General features: G+C 39.5%; 22 protein-coding genes. 16 read left to right on the top strand and 6 right to left on the bottom strand.

Translation table 11 applies throughout. From position 1 onward, the window contains the following. Window positions 1-65 precede the first annotated feature (65 nt). From C9J12_RS23565 to C9J12_RS23500, 14 genes are read left to right on the top strand one after another with little or no spacing between them, the layout of a single operon-like run. Entirely contained in the window at window positions 66-239 is a 174-nt protein-coding gene (locus tag C9J12_RS23565; RefSeq protein WP_107244931.1) for a Flp family type IVb pilin, read from the top strand. 31 nt (window positions 240-270) lie between these two features. Further along, window positions 271-777, top strand: coding sequence for an A24 family peptidase (locus C9J12_RS23560; protein ID WP_107244930.1), 507 nt, complete (start codon window positions 271-273; stop codon window positions 775-777). 15 nt (window positions 778-792) lie between these two features. Next, window positions 793-2,139, top strand: a complete 1,347-nt coding sequence (locus tag C9J12_RS23555; protein ID WP_107244929.1) for an orc1/cdc6 family replication initiation protein — start codon at window positions 793-795, stop codon at window positions 2,137-2,139. Further along, a complete protein-coding gene (gene cpaB / locus C9J12_RS23550; protein ID WP_107244928.1) occupies window positions 2,132-2,926 on the top strand; it encodes a Flp pilus assembly protein CpaB in 795 nt (264 codons plus the stop codon). Before C9J12_RS23555 ends, cpaB begins: the two co-directional genes overlap by 8 nt. Window positions 2,927-2,944: 18 nt before the next feature. Further along, complete coding sequence (locus C9J12_RS23545) at window positions 2,945-4,414, top strand: type II and III secretion system protein family protein (RefSeq protein ID WP_107244927.1); 1,470 nt, start codon at window positions 2,945-2,947, stop codon at window positions 4,412-4,414. An 8-nt stretch (window positions 4,415-4,422) separates the two neighbouring features. Continuing rightward, a complete protein-coding gene (locus C9J12_RS23540; protein ID WP_227876440.1) occupies window positions 4,423-4,674 on the top strand; it encodes a hypothetical protein in 252 nt (83 codons plus the stop codon). 39 nt (window positions 4,675-4,713) lie between these two features. Then, window positions 4,714-6,024 (top strand): Tad domain-containing protein, encoded by a 1,311-nt coding sequence (locus C9J12_RS23535; protein ID WP_107244925.1) that lies wholly within the window; start codon window positions 4,714-4,716, stop codon window positions 6,022-6,024. Beyond that, window positions 6,024-6,470 (top strand): TadE/TadG family type IV pilus assembly protein, encoded by a 447-nt coding sequence (locus C9J12_RS23530; protein WP_107244924.1) that lies wholly within the window; start codon window positions 6,024-6,026, stop codon window positions 6,468-6,470. The genes C9J12_RS23535 and C9J12_RS23530 overlap by 1 nt, the downstream gene beginning before the upstream one ends. Then, complete coding sequence (locus C9J12_RS23525) at window positions 6,470-6,958, top strand: TadE/TadG family type IV pilus assembly protein (protein WP_107244923.1); 489 nt, start codon at window positions 6,470-6,472, stop codon at window positions 6,956-6,958. The genes C9J12_RS23530 and C9J12_RS23525 overlap by 1 nt, the downstream gene beginning before the upstream one ends. Before the next feature lie 13 nt (window positions 6,959-6,971). Further along, complete coding sequence (locus C9J12_RS23520) at window positions 6,972-8,210, top strand: response regulator (RefSeq protein ID WP_107244922.1); 1,239 nt, start codon at window positions 6,972-6,974, stop codon at window positions 8,208-8,210. 2 nt (window positions 8,211-8,212) lie between these two features. Then, a complete protein-coding gene (locus tag C9J12_RS23515; protein ID WP_107244921.1) occupies window positions 8,213-9,601 on the top strand; it encodes a CpaF family protein in 1,389 nt (462 codons plus the stop codon). Next, complete coding sequence (locus tag C9J12_RS23510) at window positions 9,601-10,575, top strand: type II secretion system F family protein (protein WP_107244920.1); 975 nt, start codon at window positions 9,601-9,603, stop codon at window positions 10,573-10,575. The genes C9J12_RS23515 and C9J12_RS23510 overlap by 1 nt, the downstream gene beginning before the upstream one ends. 1 nt (window position 10,576) lies before the next feature. Beyond that, on the top strand, window positions 10,577-11,545 hold the full coding sequence (locus C9J12_RS23505) for a type II secretion system F family protein (RefSeq protein ID WP_107244919.1): 969 nt from the start codon (window positions 10,577-10,579) through the stop codon (window positions 11,543-11,545). A 26-nt stretch (window positions 11,546-11,571) separates the two neighbouring features. Then, window positions 11,572-12,657, top strand: a complete 1,086-nt coding sequence (locus C9J12_RS23500; protein ID WP_107244918.1) for a tetratricopeptide repeat protein — start codon at window positions 11,572-11,574, stop codon at window positions 12,655-12,657. Between the two features lie 146 nt (window positions 12,658-12,803). Here the strand turns inward: C9J12_RS23500 and C9J12_RS23495 are convergent, their stop codons facing one another. Beyond that, window positions 12,804-13,325, bottom strand: coding sequence for a DUF2058 domain-containing protein (locus C9J12_RS23495; protein ID WP_107244917.1), 522 nt, complete (start codon window positions 13,323-13,325; stop codon window positions 12,804-12,806). A gap of 150 nt (window positions 13,326-13,475) precedes the next feature. Next, entirely contained in the window at window positions 13,476-14,390 is a 915-nt protein-coding gene (locus tag C9J12_RS23490) for a LysR family transcriptional regulator (protein WP_107244916.1), read from the bottom strand. A gap of 148 nt (window positions 14,391-14,538) precedes the next feature. Between C9J12_RS23490 and C9J12_RS23485 the strand changes: the two genes are divergently transcribed. Next, window positions 14,539-15,648, top strand: coding sequence for an alkene reductase (locus C9J12_RS23485; protein WP_107244915.1), 1,110 nt, complete (start codon window positions 14,539-14,541; stop codon window positions 15,646-15,648). Window positions 15,649-15,818: 170 nt separating this feature from the next. Continuing rightward, window positions 15,819-16,202, top strand: a complete 384-nt coding sequence (gloA2, locus tag C9J12_RS23480; protein ID WP_107244914.1) for an SMU1112c/YaeR family gloxylase I-like metalloprotein — start codon at window positions 15,819-15,821, stop codon at window positions 16,200-16,202. 70 nt (window positions 16,203-16,272) lie between these two features. Here the strand turns inward: gloA2 and C9J12_RS23475 are convergent, their stop codons facing one another. The 4 genes from C9J12_RS23475 to astB all read right to left on the bottom strand — a co-directional run bounded on the left by C9J12_RS23475 (window position 16,273) and on the right by astB (window position 20,948). After that, window positions 16,273-16,926 (bottom strand): MarC family protein, encoded by a 654-nt coding sequence (locus tag C9J12_RS23475; protein WP_107244913.1) that lies wholly within the window; start codon window positions 16,924-16,926, stop codon window positions 16,273-16,275. Between the two features lie 417 nt (window positions 16,927-17,343). Continuing rightward, entirely contained in the window at window positions 17,344-18,831 is a 1,488-nt protein-coding gene (locus C9J12_RS23470) for an LruC domain-containing protein (protein WP_107244912.1), read from the bottom strand. Continuing rightward, entirely contained in the window at window positions 18,828-19,205 is a 378-nt protein-coding gene (locus C9J12_RS23465; protein ID WP_107244911.1) for a hypothetical protein, read from the bottom strand. The genes C9J12_RS23470 and C9J12_RS23465 overlap by 4 nt, the downstream gene beginning before the upstream one ends. A gap of 408 nt (window positions 19,206-19,613) precedes the next feature. Then, complete coding sequence (astB, locus tag C9J12_RS23460; protein WP_107244910.1) at window positions 19,614-20,948, bottom strand: N-succinylarginine dihydrolase; 1,335 nt, start codon at window positions 20,946-20,948, stop codon at window positions 19,614-19,616. Between the last annotated feature and the right edge of the window lie 145 nt (window positions 20,949-21,093).

Genomic DNA, 21,093 nt, shown 5'->3' with positions numbered 1-21,093 from the left:
GAACTATTGTTAAATTAGCTTGGGTTGTTAGACAAGCAACATTAAAACCTTACAGGAGTATTACCATGCAGAATTTCAAACAGTCTCTAATCGAATTTTGGAAAGACGAAGAAGGACTAACAACGGTTGAGTATGCGATTGCAGGATCGCTTGTTGGAGCAGCTGTTGTTGGCGCTTTTGGGGCTTTAGGTAATCAGGTTACAAACGTGATAAGCAGTATAACCACTGATATTAGTTAATAACAAAGTATAGCATTTAACGAGTATATCAATGAATCTAGTGATCCTTAGCGTTGTTATTTATTCTGCCCTCTACGACATTAGAGAGAATAAAATACCTAATCATGCCATTATTGTTTTAATTTCCCTTGGGTTAGCTCAAGCAATTATTTCATCATTGGTTATAGGATCACTCGATTTTCATTACCTTTCCGACGCCTTATTGGGGCTTATAGTAGGTTTATTCGTTTCTGTTATATTGCATTATCTCGGTCTATTTGGCGCTGGGGATGCAAAACTGCTCGCGGCACTGGGTATTGTGGTTGGTTTTCCTAACATATTATTATTAATTTCGATGTCTGTCGTTTTTTCCGGGGCATTATCATTACTATTAATGATTTGTAAACATGAATTCATACCCAACTTTAGACGCTGGGCAAATATTATCTTTTATCGATTCTATCAGTCACCTAAAGCTGATTCCATTGCGATAAATGCTGTTCCTATGGGTGGGGCTATTTTACTCGCCACACTCTATTGCGAATTTTATATGTTTTAATTATGAGGCTAATCTATGATGCATTCTGCTTCTTCAGTTATCGCTGAATCAACGAATCCTAATGATTTGCTTCCTAAACCACGAACCATTGAGCAAACGGGCATTCCTTCACGGCTACTTGAAAGTTTACTGTTAAAACATTTATCTCAAGCCATTGATTTAGATGTGCCTCACCTTTCACAGTCGATGGCATTACCCGGTAACCTTATCGATATTTTAGCTCAAAAACTTAAGGCAGAAGCGCTTGTAGAGGTGCGGTCTGATTTAAGAATCGACAAAGGTATCCGTTATGCGCTAACCAAGAAAGGGATGTTATTTTCCCAGCATGAGTTACAACGCGATGGATATCTTGGGCCGAGCCCTATTCCTCTTTCACTTTATAAAAAAATTGTTACCTCACAAAGCTTAAATAAAGAATCAGTGACGCCTAAAAGCCTCAAAGAAGGGTTAAGCGATTTAATATTGCCAGAAAAATTGGTTGGTCAGTTAGGACCTGCACTTAACTCAGGAAGAGCCATCTTTATTTACGGTTTACCGGGCACGGGTAAAACCTATGTTTCTCGCCGCCTTGTAAGAATGTTCAATTCTAACGTCTATATTCCTCATTCAGTGTGTATCGGGCATCAAATATTACAAGTTTACGACCCGATTATTCATGAAAAAGTGAGTTCTACACCCGCAACCTCAGCGCAAAGTTTACGCCTAGATAACGGGCATGATGAGCGACTACTTTTATGTAAACGGCCTGAAGTCGTGGTCGGTGGTGAGCTAACCGATAAAATGTTTGAAGTCTCTTATGATATAGCCCATAAAATAAACCGCGCCCCGCTTCAAATGAAAGCCAATAACGGTATTTTTCTTATTGATGATCTTGGCCGTCAAAGAGTCTCTGTTGATACGATACTCAATCGCTGGATTGTTCCTTTAGAAGAAAAAATCGATTACCTCGCTATGGCTTCAGGTGAACATTTTGATATTCCATTCGAACAAGTATTGGTTTTTTCTTCTAACATTCACCCAGCTAAGCTTGCCGACGATGCATTTCTTCGTCGTATTGGTTACAAAATTGAATTTGAACCGATATCGATTAGTGACTATCAATATCTATGGCAACAACAGGGTTTATTTCATGATTTAAGCATTCCAAGTGAAAGCCTTAAACATGTTATCGACACACTCCATAAGAATCATAATATTCCGTTATTACCTTGCTACCCAAGGGATCTTGTGACCATGTGTCGCAATCAAATTGATTTTTTCCAGCTTGAAAAACATATAACCCCGTCACTTATTGATAGTGTCTGGAGCAGCTATTTTGTTGATCGTGCTGAGCATGATGTATTAGGAGGTACACATGGCTAAAGGCAAGATATTTCTGACCTTATTCATTTCAATCATGATGGGTCTTGGCGCGCTAATATTGGCTAACAACTGGTTACAATCAAAACAAGCCAACCTCAATGCGCAAACTAAACCCGCAGAGCGGGTTACAGAGGTTGAAGTTCAAATAAAAGAAGTTATGAAAGAAGAACCTAAAGTACCAAGAGTAATGGCTCAACAAAGAATTCCACTGGGCACAAAAATTGAAGCTAAGCATCTTAGCATCGAATACTACCCTACAGATCTAGTAAAAAGTAAAGGGTATGAAACACCAGAACAAGTCGTGGGTATGCTTGCTCGGAATGAAATATTTGAAGGTGACCTATTACGAAAAGAACGCCTTGTAACGCCAGGAGAAGGGACAACGCTTGCCGCTTTAATTTCACCAAATATGCGTGCCGTTACCATTCGAGTGAATGATGTTATAGGTGTAGCAGGGTTCTTATTACCCGGTGATTTTGTCGATGTTATCTATACCAAAGAAAAATCAAACAACGCTATAACAGTATTAAAGAAAATTAAAATTCTCGCGGTCGATCAAACAGCCCGAACAGATGATTCAAAACCCGTTATTGTTCGGGCTGTCACATTAGAATTAACCCCGAAACAAGCAGAGTCTTTAGTCACCGCTAAATCTAAAGGTGAATTACAGCTTTCACTGCGTAACCCCAATGATATTGAACAAAAAAAGCGTGTTTATCGTCGCACAACCGATGCAGTAACCATTATTAAAGGGACTGACACAAGTCGTGTCAACGTACGTATATAGTCACATGGAGTCAATAAAATGGAATTTACAGCGATAAAAGCCCTTTACAAAAAATGCATCGTTTTTTTGAGTATTCTGTTGGTTAGCTTATGCTTTACGACCAATGTGAATGCCACTCGAACTGAAAGTATCTCAGTACCACACAACAAATCACGTTTGATTGAAATTCCAGGAAGAGCAAAGAAAATATCGGTTGGTAACCCAGCGATTGCCGATATTTTAATTCTTCGTTCAAACAAGATTTATGTGTTAGGCAAGCAATTCGGCACCACCAACGTCATAATTTGGGATTCAAGAGATCAATTAATCACAGTATTAGATGTCGAAGTTACGCACGACTTAAACGCGCTAAAATCCAAGTTATATGAATTCATGCCCAATGAAAAAATTTCAGTTTATACCAGCCAAAATAAATTAGTGCTAAGTGGTGAGGTATCTAGCGCTGATAAAATCGCGACCGCGGTTGAAATAGCAAACACCTTCACAGCTGACGGTGAAATTATTAATTTAATGGCTGTTGGTGGCTCACATCAAGTCATGTTAGAGGTTACCGTTGCCGAGGTACAGCGATCATTGGTACGTGAATTTGATTCTAAATTTGTTTTTGCCCATCAAGGTGGAAATTGGACATGGGGAGGAGCAAGTGGCGGAGCAAGTGTGCCTAGTAATGTAGGGATAATAGATCCTATTATAGATGCCGCAATTTCAAACCCACTAAGCATTGACGATAACGGTTTATTCGCAAGTTTCTTAAGTAGTAACACCCTCTTTGCTGCCGCTTTTGACATAGCAAAAACAAATGGGTTAGCCAAAGTATTAGCAGAACCCACTTTAACCGCCATAAGTGGTGAAGAAGCAGAGTTTATTTCTGGGGGTGAATTCCCGATACCGGTTCCGAATGATGAAAATATTACCATTGAGTTTAAAGAATTTGGGGTCGCTTTAAAATTTATTCCTACCGTTATGTCTGCTGACAGCATCAATCTCGCTTTGAATATCGAAGTGAGTGAAATATCGAACCAAAATGCCGTTTCTATAGCTCCTAGTGGTACTAATACTCAATTTTTTGTTCCTTCCCTTTCAAAGCGTGGAGCCAAAACAACCATAGAACTTGGTAATGGTCAAACAATCGGTATTGCTGGGTTACTCAATGAAAACATTACTGATGTCGTAGAAAAGCTGCCTGGTTTAGGTGATTTACCCATTATTGGTCAATTATTTCGTAGCCAATCATTTCGTAAAGGTGAAACCGAACTTGTCATTCTTGTTACACCTCGTTTAGCCAAACCTGTACGTAAACAAGATATTACTCTACCAACAGATAATTTTGTTGAACCCAATGATTGGGAATACTACTTACTGGGTCGCATGAGTGAACTAAAACGTAATGAACCGACAGAGAATAGCTATACACAAACATCTAACTCTTCAAATTACAGTATTGCACCTAAGGCTGGATCTGAAGGTCGATTCGGACATCAATTATAAGGAATAAGATGATGAAAATAATTATGTTTACGACCTTTATTATGGCGATGTCTGTATCAAGCTGTGCGAACGAATTTAATTTAGGTGATAGCCGAAACAAAATGATCCGCATGCAAACTGTCGATCCATTAGCTGAAAATAAAGTACCTGTGGGCTCTCCTCCTTACAGTGGTAAAAAAGCATCAAAAGCAATTAGTTCCGGTAATGAAGGAAAAGAAGGGAAGGAATTAAAGAATAAAACATTAATCGACGAATCGTAAGAAAGGCAATAGATACATTTCATAAAACAAGGAGTACCCATGGTTATTAAACGAATTATTGCATCCCCCTATCGCGCTCAAAAAGGCGTAGTGGCAATTTTTGCAACATTAGCCATGGTCGTTTTAATTGGTGCGGGCGCGCTTGCTCTAGATGTTGGTAATTTGATTTTATCTAAAGGTAAATTGCAAAACCTTGTCGATTCTGCCGCTCTTAGCGCCGCTAAAGCGATTGATTTAGGTGGCGATCACGCTACGGCTATTCTGGCTGGAAATGAAGCCATTAATAATAACCTTGCGTTAGATGGTTTTGGTTCCATGACCATTGATGATACTGATATTCATTATGAATTTTCAGAGTCTCTCCCCTTCGATTCAGCAACAATTACTACCTCCTCACCGTATGTCAGGGTTCGCATAGAAGATGTTGATGTTGCTGATTACCTTGTCGCCATTTTTAACATCGATATGTCAGCAAGATCATCAGCTGTCGCAGGTCCAAGTAGCAGTATTACAACAACCTGCAATGTTGTACCACTCAGTATTTGCGAAGGAGATGAAAGTGATACCACTCTCTCTGGTTACGATGAGGGGTCGTTACATGTATTAAAAGCCTCAAGCTCTAAAGACTCAGCCATCGGATCTGGTAACTTTATGCCTATGGCACTAAAAGATGCAGATGGCAATGCCGTACCCGGTGCGAACTCCTATGGTGAAGCACTCGCAGGCAGTTTCGATGCATGTTTAACTGTTGTTGAAGATGAAATAATAACCTCAGAGCCTGGAAACATGGTTGGCCCCACTCGGGGTATCGATACACGATTTGGTGTTTACGAAGGTACATTCAAGAACGATGAAAATATATATCCGGCCGATAAAGATACCTACTACGACAAAAATAATTTAGTTGAAGTACAAACTGTCGAGGTTGATGATGGGAATGGCAATACCACTGAAGAGTATCAAACCACGCTATCTCACGACGATATATATAGTTTTGATGATTATAACAATAATCAAGATTTTGAAAGTTGTCTATCTGATCCTACATGCCAATCAGAAGGATATTTTCGCAGAGTATTAAGTGTACCTATTCTTAAATGCGATGAAATTGACAAATCAGGTGGGCGAATAGATATACCTTTAAAAGGGCTTGGCTGTTTTTTCTTAGTACAACCATTAAGTGAAACGGCTCATGTAGATGAGAAAGGAGGAGGAGGAAATAGTTCGTGGATTGTCGGCGAATTCATTAAAGATTGCCGAGTTAACACAGGTAACCCGGGCATAACACCAAGCCAGAACGGTCCTTATAAAATTGTACTCTTTAATGATCCTGACAGTGAGGATTCATAATGAAAAGTATACGTCTTCAACAAGGGTTAGCCATGGTCGAATTTACGATTATTCTACCCGTTTTATTAATATTACTTCTATCGATATTAGAACTAGGCCGTGCCTTTTACCTCTATTCAGAACTAGAAAAATTAAGCCGCGATAGCACTCGCTACCTTGCCAATGTGATTGGATCTGGCACAACAGGCGTTTATTCGTTAACAGATTCACAGGTAGCTAATGCTAGCAACCTTGTTGTATACGGTACAACCAGTACTGGTAACGATAGTTTACTCCCCTCGTTAACGACTGATCATGTATCTGTCACTTTTAACAACAATTATGTGCAAGTAGAGGTCGTATATCCTTTTCAACCCGTATTAACGACACTACCCAATTTTTTTTCTGGTGATGATATTTCTCTCAACTTTAATATGACGTCCAGTTATACGATGAGGGTGCTGTAATGAAACTACTAACACTAAATAATAAACAACATGGAATAACCATTGTAGAATTCAGTATTGTCGCTGTTTTATTCTTTATCATCATCTTTGCAATCATTGAATTTGGGCGTTTGATGTTTACATGGCATGTGCTCAATGAAACGAGCAGGCGTACCGCACGATTAGCCAGTGTTTGCCAAGTTACCACCGCAGAGCAAGCCGACATACTAACGGCTGCTATTGTTGATAATGTTCCACTTCAAAATTTCACATCGAACAACATCCAAATAAAATATTTAGGTAGTGATGGCAGTGAAATAGCGGGCTCATTATCTGACGCATCAACATTTCTTACCATTGAATATGTAGAAGCAAGCATTGTTGACTACGAAATAAATTTGATTATTCCACTGGCTACCTTTGGTGTTGATTTTATCGCCCCCAGCTTCACAACCCAATTACCTAGAGAAAGTTTAGGCGTTACTCGCACTGGCTTGTCTGACTGCTAAAGAATGGTGACATATGAATAATTTACAAGCAGTAGAAAATAAAGAAAAAAAAGCCAAACTGCCATTAGCTACCCTTTTAAAAGGTTGGGTTATTAGTAATAATGATCAGTTCACATCTCACCTATCTGCTTATATATCATTGTGGTCGAATGCAAAGTTTATCAGCATGACTAACTCAGAAGTCGAGCAAAGTTTAAGTCAATTAAAAGAATCAACCACACCTGATTTGATTCTAATGGATGGAAAAGATGATTGGCAAACACTTATCGTATCGTTAAAACAGGCACTAAAAGAAAACTCACGGATACCCGATATTGTATTACTGGTTGACCATGCTGATACAATCATAATGCGCCAAGCGCTTAAATTTGGCGTTAAAGATGTATTAACAATTCCATTTGGTGAAGAAGAGTTAGATCAGGTATTTTTTGATTGTGCAACCTTAAAAAAAAGCGACGTAAAGCTAGGCGAAATAAGTGTTTTCATTAATGCTAAAGGTGGAATGGGCGCGTCTATAATAGCAACAACTGTCGCACATATGGTGACTTTACAGCATACTTCCCCACCTGTACTCATTGATACTGATGCCCAATTTGGTTGTATACCCAATTTGCTTTCAACCAACCCTAAATTCATATTGAGCGATGCTTTAGAACAAACAGATGAGCTAGATGAATACGCTTTACAAGGGCTGCTATCAAAACATGAATCAGGGTTACGTTTTATTGCAAGTCGTAAAGATAAGCTATTTGACACTATACCTACACACTCCCCTCTTGCATTTAACCAATTTCTAACTAAATTGAGGGCTAACTTTGAACATATAATTATAGATATGTCGCGTGGTATAGAAAAATTCACTTTGCCTGCCCTATCAGAGGCCGAATATATTTTTATCGTTGTGCAACAGAATGTACCTGCGATAAGAGAAGCTGCAAATTTAATCAAACAACTTAAACACCTTTTGGGTATTAATGATAAAAAATTTAAAATCATTGTTAATCGTTATTCAAAAAAGATCGAAATAACACCTGAAGAAATAAAAAAATCACTACATATTGATGAACTGCTTTTAGTTCCTAATGACTTTCAATCTGTGAGCGCTTCAACCAATTTAGGCGAACTACTTGCCACTCACTCTAGCAAGCAGCCGATTATTAAAGAGATGAGAACAATCTCTAACATAATACTCAATAAGAACGAGAAAAAATTGAAAGGTATTGAACGGTTATTTTCATTCATAAGGAATTAGATATGTTTTTTAAAAAGGAACCACCAGCAGAGCTGATTATAGAAAATAACCCCGTGAAAGTTAATACCGAGGTTAAAGAACAAGAATCAAGACCACAACAGCACTCTATCAGTGAGAGTGATCGCCGAATTAAAAAAAATCTTCTAGAAGAATTATTTAACTCACTCGATTTATCACTGATAGAAACCCTAGATAGAGAACAAGCAAAAGAACAAATTTTTGATGCTGCCTCTACCTTGCTACTAGACCAAAATGTCCCTTTAAACGCCGATGCACGTATAAGAATCATCAACGAAATTATTGATGAAATTCTAGGACTTGGCCCCTTAGAACCTTTATTAAAAGATCCTACCATTTCAGATATTTTGGTTAATGGCCATGCCAGCATTTATATTGAACGGAAGGGTAAATTAGAAGCGACAGAAGCCCAATTTAGAGATGATGCTCATTTATTAAATGTCATTGATCGCATTGTTTCACTTGTCGGACGTCGTATTGATGAAAGTTCACCAATGGTTGATGCACGACTCAAAGATGGATCAAGGGTAAATGCCATTATTCCACCTTTAGCTATCGATGGCCCTTCACTGTCTATTCGACGTTTTGCGGTCGAAAAGTTGGACATAGAACAACTCTTAGACTACGGAAGCCTAAATAAACCCATGGCAGATTTACTACAAGCCATTGTTAAGGGTCGCTTAAATGTTTTAATTTCTGGCGGCACAGGCTCAGGAAAAACAACGACGCTTAATATTTGCTCAAGTTTTATTCCCTCTAATGAGCGTATTATTACCATTGAAGATTCTGCAGAATTACAACTTCAGCAACCTCACGTCGTAAGATTAGAAACAAGACCTCCAAATATTGAAGGCAGCGGCGCAATAACCCAAAGGGAACTGGTTATAAACTCATTACGTATGCGTCCAGATCGTATTGTAGTTGGAGAAGTTCGTGGCGGTGAAGCCGTTGATATGCTTGCCGCCATGAATACGGGTCATGATGGCTCAATGACTACCATTCACGCCAACACACCACGGGATGCTTTAGGGCGTATTGAGAATATGTTTGCCATGGCAGGCTGGAATATGCCCATAAAAAACGTACGCGCACAAATTGCGTCTGCGGTTCATATCGTTGTGCAGTTACGTCGAATGGAAGATGGTAAGCGCCGTATTACCAGCATTGTAGAGCTGAATGGTATGGAAGGTGAGGTCGTTACCATGACCGAGCTTTTTTGTTTCAAACGTATGGGTATCGATGAACAAGGCAATGTATTAGGTCATTATCAAGCAACAGGCAATGTTCCTTCATTTGTTGAAGCCTTTAAACATATGGGGATCAACCTGCCTTACTCACATTTCACACCAGATAATAGTTTACGGGGGCAATAATGGGGTTTGATATAAAAATATACTTACTTGTCTTTTTTATAGCGGCCGTTGTGGTTTCGCAAACCGTATTGGTTTCTTCTACTGGTTCGCGGGCAAAACGTTCTCGCTTGTTAAAAAATAAGCTCGAATTAATCGCAGAAACGGGCAATGGTCAAAATCAACAATCACTATTGCGTAAACATTACCTCGATAAACTGACCCCTACAGAACGCAAACTGGAAAACAATGCTGTTGGTGAATACTTATCAGAGCATTTAACGTTAGCAGGGCTTGAATGGAAAGCATATAAGACTATTTTCTGGTTAATCATAATGAGTATTGTCGCCGCTCCTATTACATTAGTGCTTACAAAAAGTATTATTTTTTCCGTTTTAATGCCATTTTTAATCATACTTTCTTTTACATTCTGGCTGAGATATAAAGCAGAAAAACGTTTATGCTTATTTGAAGAACAGTTCGTTGAAGCCTTGGATGTCATGAAACGAGCACTATTGGTTGGCTACCCTTTTACCGAAGTGATGAAAACGGTTAGCCAAGAAATGCCAGCACCAGTATCAGTAGAATTTGGAAAAACATTTTCTGAATTAAACTATGGGGTTGATATAAAAGTGGCTTTAGCAAATCTGGCACAACGCAACCCTTCTATTAGTGTATTGGCCTTTAATAGCGCTGTTATTATTCAGAAAGAAACCGGGGGGAATCTAGCCGAAACATTAGAAAACCTTTCCGAAGTCATTCGAGGTCGCTTTCGATTGCTCCGTAAGGTTCGTTCGTTATCTGCAGAAGGCAGAATGTCGGCATGGATTCTTATGTGTGTTCCCTTTGTTTTAGTCATCATGATTTATCTCTCTACACCCGATTACTTAGACCCTTTATTTGAATCTGATCGAGGTGTAAACCTATTAATGATTACAGGAGTGTGCATGCTGGTAGGTATGATTTGGATTCGTAAAATACTGCGTATCGAGGTCTAATATGGATTATCTTATTACCCTCATTACTGGTTTAGTCTCTGATGAAAACCTAGCGCGTTGGATATTTCTAGGGCTCGCATTTATTAGCGTGGTGACGTTCACTCTTTGTTTAACGCTGCTTATTACAAATTTACTTAACCCTTTAAAGAAACGATTACACAGTCTCTCTCATATAAGCAAGGATACAACCAAAAAAAGCGCAGAATCAAGTGCCCTTGATAATACGCTAGAATCAATGGACAAATATATCTCTCCATCTTCAATTAAAGAGCGGAATCAGACTAAAAATTTACTGATGCATGCTGGCTATGAACAGAAACAAGCATTAACCAACTTTTACGCCATAAAAATAATCTTGGTGATTATTGCCCTCTTCGGCGTATTAATTTCATCTAAATTTCTACCCGAACTCTCTACTCAAAAAATACTGTTCTATACTTTGCTTGCAATGGCTATCGCAACATTTTTGCCCAATTTTGTTCTTCAAAAGCAAGCAAAAAAGCGGATTCGAACATTATCCAATGCTTTTCCAGATGCGCTCGATTTACTTGTTGTTACCACAGAGGCGGGGCTTGGTTTTTTGGCCGCATTAAATCGAGTTGCGAATGAAATTGAGGCTCTATCCCCTGAATTAAGTAGTGAATTGCAAATTGTATGTAGAAAAGTACGACTCGGTGTACCTCTTCCTATCGCATTGTCACAATTTATCGAACGTACAGGGTTACTTGAGCTTCAAGGGTTGGTCAGCATCATCAGTCAATCCGTTAAACTTGGCTCAAGTATGGGCGACACGCTACGAGAATACGCCATAGAATTTAGGGATAGGCGTATGCAAAAAGCAGAAGAAGAAGCAGCAAAAATTGGGACTAAAATGATATTCCCACTAGTTACCTGCATCTGGCCTGGCTTTTTTACTGTTGCTATCGGTCCTGCCATTATCGCGGTACTGGAAGTCTTTGGCGGAAAATAACAAATTATTTCAAAGGGAGAGATTGAATGACAACATTTAGAAAAAAGACCTACCATTTTATACTATTATCAATACTCGCTCCACTTATTTTACTTGGGTGTGCGAGTAACGAGGTAACGGTAGAAACGACCAATCCTAACTTTGACCACGAACTTTATGATGGCAAAGCAACATTAGGATTGAATGGTGATTTTCCACCAGCATCTGCCGCTGAAGCAATCGCACGGGGTGATCAGGCTTATCGAAGTAAAGATACGGATCTCGCTCTTTATGAATACATAAGAGCGCTGAATTTCCCAGTTCAAGAGAATATCGATCAAGCTTATTATAAAATTGGGTATATTCACCAACAACGCGGTAATTATGAATTAGCACAAGTTGCTTATAATCGTGCTGTTATTATTAAAGATGATAATATTCAATATGCCGCAGCTTTGGGTATTATTGAACTCAAACAAGGCGAGCAAAAAAATGCAGAAAAGCAGTTATTGCGTGCCATAAGAATGGATCAACAGCGTTTCAAGAATGAAACATGGGATCCAACGAAACCTGATTTTGTACAACAATTAAAAATTAACCAAACATCGCCATTAAACGCCTATATTGCTTATGCCGTAATTAAAGACTTGAATGCACGCCATACTGAAGCTCAAGCACTTTATCAAGCCTGTTTGCGCATTAATCACAAATCTCGCCAAGCACTAACAAACCTCGGATATTCATATTATTTAAGCGGAGATTTAAAACAAGCAGAAGTGATCAATAGACGAGCAACAACTATTTATCAAACAGATAAACGCGCATGGTCAAATTTAGGATTAGTCTACATTCGCAGTAAGCGTTATAGCGATGCACTTGATGCACTTCAAAATGTAATGCCCGTGGCAGAAGCACTGAATGATATTGGTTATTTCACTATGTTAGAAGGTGATTATGAAGCTGCTGTTAGTTACTTAGAACGAGCTATCAATGCAAGCCCAACCTATTACGCAAAAGCACACCACAACTTAAAACAAGCTAAAAAACGTCAGATAGCATCTCCACCAGTAAAACTGACAAACAAATGGGGAAATGAGCAATCTCAGGCAACGGTATATTCCGTCGGAAACTGATCACAGAATAAACGAACCTGTGACTCATCCTTACCCAACGTTAGCTAAAAACCTAAAAAACCCGAAGTGAACATATGTCACTTCGGGTTTTAATGTTTAGGTCTGACAATAATTAAGTTGCAGTGGATCCTACAATTTAAATTGTGTTACCACATCAAATCATCAGGAATCACGAAATCTGCATATGGGTCATCTTCATCTACGTCTTTTTCGTCAACAATATTGTTTAGAACAACAATATCTTCATCACGTAAGCTGATTTTATCTGCGACAACCCCAGGAATAACGTCAAATCCATCACCAAAACGAACAATCGCCAAGCGACCTTTTACTAGCTCGTTTTGTGTTGTTTTATCAACATAAATATTTCGAACTAATGCACCGTCGGTGAAGTTATAGCTAATATCACCTTTAGTACGATCAATGCGATTCATTTCGATAAGCTGTTTAATCTGAGCAACAAATGCTTTCTTCATTGCTTCATCATCTCTTTGACGATTCAGCTCTTTGTCTTGCTCTAATTGTGCTGTGCGCTTTTCTTCAACGGCAGCTTTTGCTTCTCTTGATTGAACACGAGACTTTTTAGACGTTTTTGCTGCTTTTTTTAGTTTCTTTTTGTCAACAAGACCTGCTTTCAGCATTTGCTCTTGTAAGCTTAGCTTTGCCATCGAGACTCCATAATTTCGGTGAAAAATAAATGCCGGTTAATAACCTACATTTCTGTCAATTTGATCTATTGTACATATTATCGCTGGCGAGGTAGAAATGGGTCAAGAATACATTCCGATTAAACGCTCTAAATAGCCAAAAAATGCACATTATTGCTGTAACGCTTGCTTGAGAAAGTCGATTAAGGCTGTAATTCGCTGTGGTGAGAATTTACGATTAGGGAAAACGGCATACACCGCACCATCATCTTGTTGGAACTCGTCTAACACACTCACTAACGTTCCGTCGGCTAAGGCTGCCTTCACATCCCAAATAGATTTCATCGCGATACCTTTTGATGCCAGCGCCCAATGTTTTACCACTTCCCCATTATTACTGGAAAATGCCGCGTTTACGGCAACACTGTAGAGCTGATTGGCTTTATTAAACTGCCATTCAGCCTGTGTTTCTCCTTCACGGCTGATCAACAAGCACGCATGATCAGCCAATTCTTCCACACTTTGCGGATGCCCATGCTGAGCTAAATATTCCGGTGATGCCACCAGCACGCGATGATTATCAGCCAAACGGCGTGCGACCAAATTGGAATCCTTTAGCGCCCCAAATCGAATGGCTACATCAATACTCTCTTTCACCAAATCACTGAGCTTATCGGTGAGATGCAAATGAATCGACAATTGCGGATACAACGTCATAAACTCATCCAATAAAGGCACCAGAACATTGCGGCCAAAATCACACGTACAAGAAATAGCAATGCTTCCCTGTAACTGCTGCTGCTTTGACAAATGGTTTAATAACTCATCTTCTTGCTCTGCAGCTAATAAACAAAATTGGTAGAAATGCTCGCCTTCATACGTTAACTGTTGGTTACGCGTTGTTCTAGAAAGCAAACGTGCATCATATTGCTTTTCTAAGCGCGCCAACACTGCACTCACATTCGCGGGTGAGGCATTTAAACGACGTCCCGCAGCGGAAATACTCCCACTGTGTACTATTTCGAGGAATGTTCTGTAATCTGCAATACCCGCCACAATACTTAGCCTTTCTTCTTTATGATTCATTCAAGCTATAGCATAAACACACTTATAACTAGCTAAACAAACTCACTTTCAAATTTATTTTGAAGATGTTTACTGTAAGCACTGGCTTTTCAGCACCGTATTTCCTGTCACTATTATTCCATCAAACATTACACGACGGATCATTATTATGACTCACCCGCTATTCACACCAACATCGATGTCAAATAACTCTCAGCAGCCAATCGCACTTTCAAACCGAATGGTAATGGCACCAATGACACGCGCTAGAACCAGCCAACCGGGAAATATACCCAACGAAATGATGGCTGAATATTATGCTCAGCGTGCATCAGCAGGCTTAATCATTACAGAAGCTACACAAATTTCTGATGATAGCCAAGGGTACTCGTTCACTCCAGGAGTATATACCTCAGAGCACATTCAAGGCTGGCGAACAGTAACCGATGCTGTGCATCAGGCGGGCGGTAAAATATTTAACCAACTGTGGCATGTAGGTCGAGTATCGCATACACATTTTCAGAACGGCGAAGCACCAATAGCGCCATCGGCTATACAGCCTATCGATACGCAAGTATGGATTGTTAAAGACGGTGAAGATGGCACAATGTTTCCGTGCCCGATGCCTCGCGAAATGCATACCGATGATATTAAGCGTGTTATTGCCGATTTTGCACAAGCCGCAGAAAACGCGATAGAAGCAGGTTTCGACGGTATAGAGATCCACGGCGGAAATGGGTATTTAATCGACCAGTTCCTTCGTACTAATTCTAACAAACGCACCGATGAATACGGTGGCAACCGTGAAAATAGACTGCGCTTTTTGATGGAAGTAGTGGAAGCGGTATCTGCGCGTATTGGCGCTGAGCGTGTGGGCGTTCGCCTTGCACCCTTTGTGACATTTAAAGATATGGATTGCCCTGATATCGTTCCTACGATTTTAGATGCTGCAGAACACCTTAATCAATGTGGTATTGCGTACGTGCATTTATCTGAAGCTGATTGGGATGATGCACCTACTATTCCAGATGATTTTCGAGTTGCGTTACGTGAACGCTTTAGCGGAACCATTATTGTCGCGGGTCGATATGATCTTAAACGTGCAGAATCCATTCTAGATGCAGGCTATGCCGACTTGGTTGCCTTTGGGCGTGCATTTCTCGCAAACCCAGATTTAGCACATCGATTAGCCAATGACGTAGCCTTAGCAAAAGCAGATAACACTAAACTTTTTGGTGGTAATAAAAACGGTTATAGCGACTACCCTGCAAGCGTGTAATCGCTGGAAATAAACTAACAAAGCAATATAAAACGATATAGAGTAAACAAAATAAAAAGTCAGTAGTGTCGCGCTACTGATTTTCTATTTTTGATAACTGTTGAATAAACAATGGCCTCAAAACAAGGTAGGCTTGTTCCTTAATCCATTCAGGCTTAGAAAGGTAAACAATGCTTCAAGGTATTCATCATGCTGCAATTATTTGCTCAGATTATGAAAAATCTAAGCGATTTTATACCACTATTCTCGGGCTAACAGTGATTGCTGAAAATTACCGTGTTGAACGCAATTCTTACAAACTGGATTTAGCATTACCAAATGGCAATCAGGTAGAATTGTTTTCTTTTCCAAACAACCCTCCGCGACCTAGCTACCCTGAAGCTAGAGGACTGCGTCATTTAGCTTTTACCGTCGAATCGATAGACACTTTCACATTGCATCTACAAAACGCAGGCGTGGAAGTCGAACCTATTCGCACCGATGAATATACAGGAAAACGCTACACATTCTTCAGCGACCCCGATAACTTACCTTTAGAATTATACGAAGCTTAAAATTAAAACTGCCACGTAATGTGGCAGTATTTATCGGCGTTAAAACTCAAATATAAAATAGCAAGCTGTTCTATTTAGGAGTGACATTAAATAACAAATAGGCATCATGCACACCTTGAATCAACATTTGCATACCTATGACGGTTAAGATCAACCCCATCAAGCGTGTCGTAATATTAATACCGTTTTCACCAATCATATCGACCAATTTAGGTCCATATAAAAAGCATACGAATGTAATAAGGCACAAAATAGCAAACGCAGCGATAGTAACAATAATGTTCAGCATACTGCCAGATGCAGAATAATTCATTGCTGTAGCAATAGTACCGGGGCCAGCCAAAATCGGTAAGGCGAGCGGTGAAATGGCAATGTCTGCTGGCTGTACTTTCTCGCCCTTGTCAGGAGTTGCCTGTTCATTGGTGTGTAATTTAGAACTGCTACCTTGCAGCATGTGATATCCCACTAAGAAAACTAGAATACCGCCAGCTAATCGTAGGGCTGGTAATGTAATTCCGAATATCTCAAAAATGCCCTTACCCAAAAGACAAAATGCAGCAATAATACAAAACGCAGCGACTAGTGCTTTAATTGCCGTTTGTCGGCGTTGCTGTGGAGTGAAATCTCCTGTCATACCCACAAAAACTGCCGTATTGGCAATCGGATTCATCATCGCAAAAAAACCCATAAAGACAGTAACCGCAACAGTAACAATATCGTGCATAGCACTTCCTTCCTCAACTGTTTACTCATGTAATTCACACAAGCGAATATTAATATTTACTAAAAAACTTTCTTTGCGCGTTAAATACTTATACCACCAGCTCATTGTAATGGCACGCACTTCAATCAACACGAATAGCTGTAAATATTTAAAATTATTTAGAGGTCTCAAACGAGAAGCGTATTACTAAAAAATCTGGCTATGCCATATTCTTTTTTTCACGCGGTAGAAAGGTTAAAGACAATTGCTTGGCGTACTATATTTTAAGTGTAAATGGTGAGGAAATAACCTTTCATGAAGTTTCAACCATACAGATGGATGTTAGCGAGGTTAACTTTTAAAGCAAGCAAAGCTTAACACTGAATAATGGTAAGCTTTGCTCAGTCGTTATTATCCCAGAAAGAGATATTTAATCGGTTACCACTTCCAATGCCCCCGTCCTATCCCTTTCACCTTGCTACCTTGTGGTGCCAAATACCACGATGAAAACGTATTGTCAGAACTGGCAACATGATTAAGAAAATCGGTATAAGCTTCTCCTAAATCGGTATTCTCTAATGGTGGTTCCCAATCATCGGGAATGATAATAACGAACGGATATCCACTACTATCTTTAAATCCCGCTCCAGTTTCACTGTTATTGACGGAGATACCTAAGCGAGCAGGTTTGTTCGGCAGATGTATTTCATATCCTGAATTTTTAACATATAAATAAGGATCATACGGTGCGGTATCAAGCTGAGATACATCAATCAAGGCATCATAGTCCATTGAAATACTGAACTTGTGTCCTTGTACTAAGGCTTTATCTGTCAAGGTGTTCACCATTTCAGATCCCACTTGTGTCATTAGAGTTTTCGAACTAATTAAGATTTTCTGATCAAAATCATTCAGTTGCGTAATGGCTATCGGGTAGCCTTCTTCTTGTTCGGTAGAGCCCGGTTTAAACAAATTAAGTGTACCGCTACCACTTGTACCATCAGGGTACGCAAGGTGAAGATACCAATCATGGTTATAGCTAGAGCCTCGCGCAATAATATAGCCATATATCAACATAGAAGTAACTTGGCCATTATTCATACCAAAGCCAACGCGATAGCCTATGACTAAATCATTGAAATCATAATCCCCTTTTACTGGATACAGATCTTCATACGCAGCCAAAAAGTACTCTGTTGAAGATGGGTAATACACCCATGCATCAATGGGGTTCAATACTTGCCCTTGTGTTATCACCAATGGCGCTTCTGCCTGCCCCGCTCCGAGCCCAGTTAAAACGGAATTATCTTCATCACTGATTAATGCCACATCTTCAAAGCCCCCAGAAAAATCATAGAACGCTTCTGGATCCCCCAATGAAATATTGGTATCTAATAATGTGACATTTAACGTAACAGCCGTAGCCGAACTTAAATCTTGACCGACGGTTATAATTAACACCTCATCAAATGAAGAGCCATTAACATCACTGTTAGCATTCGGTGTCACTCTTGAAGAACCAGTTTCACCTATAATAGTGTAATACCCCGTTCGTTCGGTAGTTCCCGTTTTAGCTAACATAGACCGCGTCGGCGTTGAAAAATCAGAGAACGTAGTTGTAACTCCTCCACTGACTACCGTAATAGAAGCACTTTCTACCGCGATCCCTTGGCTCGAGGCTTTTTCGGTTCCGTTTGCAGCTTCATTCACATCAACAGCAAACACTAGTTTCCCACCATTATTGACACGAAAAGCTTCTAATTCTGCCGCCGTAGGGTTCTTATTTTGTGTTTGTGCTCGAAACACATCAATCGTTCCGCTACCTTGTTTAATCGTGTCTTTCAATTTCACCGAAACACTTTCAGCAAGTGTATGAGTGGAAACAGTTAGTAACAATATCAGAGCAGTTAACAGTATTAATCTCATAATACAAAATCTCCACTTATAGACAGATCATTAGCAGAATCAGTAAAAATGTCATAAGCGACGATAGAGTCACTATTTGGTAAGACTAATTCAATAGAGAAAAGGGCATCTTTATTTATTCTCCCCAAATAAAAGACGTTTCCATCCGTGTCGTAAACTTTCAGATATACATTATTTCCGTCGAAATTAAATGATTGAGGATCTACACTAAACGGCTTATTTTCGAAATTAGAAAATTGAGCATTGCCTGGGGCAAATTGCTCACTCAGTAATGAACTAGTTAGTTCTTCAGCCATATTCGTATTATTGTTATCGTCACTTCCCCCACATCCAACTATAAAAGATGCAATAACTAAAATATAAAAGTAGCGCATTATCTTTCACTCTTTTTTTGATATTTGGAAGGGGACTATCCACATAGCATGCCAAAAAAAAACACTTAAATTACATGATATTAAAAAAACATGCGAGTTTTAATTATTGTTAATTTCAAATTGCAAAGCATTCTTCAACATATCATTAACACATGCATAAACCAGAAAAAGCAGTGACTTAATAATAAGAAAGAAAGTATTTAATCATTGTGAAAAATCAGTATTAAATTCTCTAGCTTGATTTGAAATGGGAACGAGCAACAGCAAAGGTATAATTTTACATTCATATCCACTCAGCTTACAAAAGCATTAGCTGTCTTTCATTTTATTTATTGCTACAGAGCACAAAAAAAAGCAGAAAGGTAATCCTTTCTGCTTTTAAATAAGTCATAGTTCAATCATGAATGGCTATCGCTGGAAGGCGTAAACCGAGCCTAAATCTAAAATTTGAGTTAGCTCATCAAGTGCAGCACGAGATTCAACCACTAGCTGTGGGTCGGCAAGGTCAGCATCAGTTATCGTGTCACGATAATGGCTATCTACCCACGAATTTAAACGATTGAACAATATATCGTTCATTAACGTAGACTGATTGACGGCTTGAAGTTCTTGTTCATTCAAAACGACACGTAAACGTAAGCATGCCGGACCACCGCCATTTGCCATACTTTGCTTTAGGTCAAATATTTGTACTTTATCAATACCTTGCTTAGCATTAATAATCGTTTGTACGTGCGCCCAAACTCGCTCATTATTACGGCATTCTTCAGGCAGGACTAATACTGTTTCACCATTTGGCATTTCAAGCAATTGAGAATTAAACAAGTAACTAGTCACAGCATCTTCAATGGTTACGGCACTAGTTGGAACCTCTATAATTTTAAAATTTCCTCCAACTTTAGCGGTTAACTCGTTATACACATCTTGTTGATTCAAGAAAGCTTGTTCATGGCAGAATAGAACGTTCTTGTTGCCCACTGCAATAACGTCATTATGAAACACACCTTGATCAATAACGTCTGGGTTTTGCTGCGCTATCACAACTTTATCGCCATTTAATTGATGAAGACGCGCCACTGCTTCACATGCCTCAAAAGTATGACGAGCTGGATATTTTTTCGGAGCTGAGTATCGGCTATCAAAAGCATGACGACCATAAACAAAAAACTCGACACCTTGCTCATCATATTGATGACAAAAACGGGTATGGTTTGCAGCGCCTTCATCACCAAAGTGCTCTACAGCAGGTAACGCAGGATGATGAGCAAAGTGTTTTTTATCAGCAAAGGTTGCCTGAAGGATTCGCCCTGTTGTCTCATGTTCAATCGAGCGATGAAATTTATTTGTTAGATTAGCGGGGGTGAAATGTACTTTACCATCAGCGGTATCAGCTGAAGGAGACACTGTTGCCGCATTCGCCGTCCACATACTTGAAGCCGAACAACATGCAGCCAACACTTTAGGCGCTTGCTTAGCAGCTTGTTCAATAACATTCGCATCACTACCCATAAAGCCAAGTCGACGTAGTGTGTGAACATCTGGGCGTTCTTGAGGCGCTAAAATGCCCTGCACTAAGCCCATATCAGCCAGTGCTTTCATTTTCGCTAGCCCTTGCTTGGCAGCTTGCTTAGGGTTGGATTGATTCGCTTGATTCTTTTCAGATGCGACATTACCGAAAGATAAGCCACTGTAGTTATGTGTAGGACCTACCAACCCATCAAAATTCGCTTCACGTGCTTTCATATACATTCCATGTTCTGATTACCGCTAAAAACATAGCACACAACATAACAAAGTATTTACATTTGTGACAAGTACCAAACAAATTACTACTTGGTTATATAGTAGCAGCTGACCTACTAACAACAAGCATGTTTATTCAGCATAA

Source organism: Photobacterium frigidiphilum, assembly GCF_003025615.1.
Taxonomy (GTDB): domain Bacteria; phylum Pseudomonadota; class Gammaproteobacteria; order Enterobacterales; family Vibrionaceae; genus Photobacterium; species Photobacterium frigidiphilum.
The sequence above is the reverse complement of the archived record's forward strand: the minus strand, read 5'-3'. Positions and strand labels throughout refer to the sequence as shown.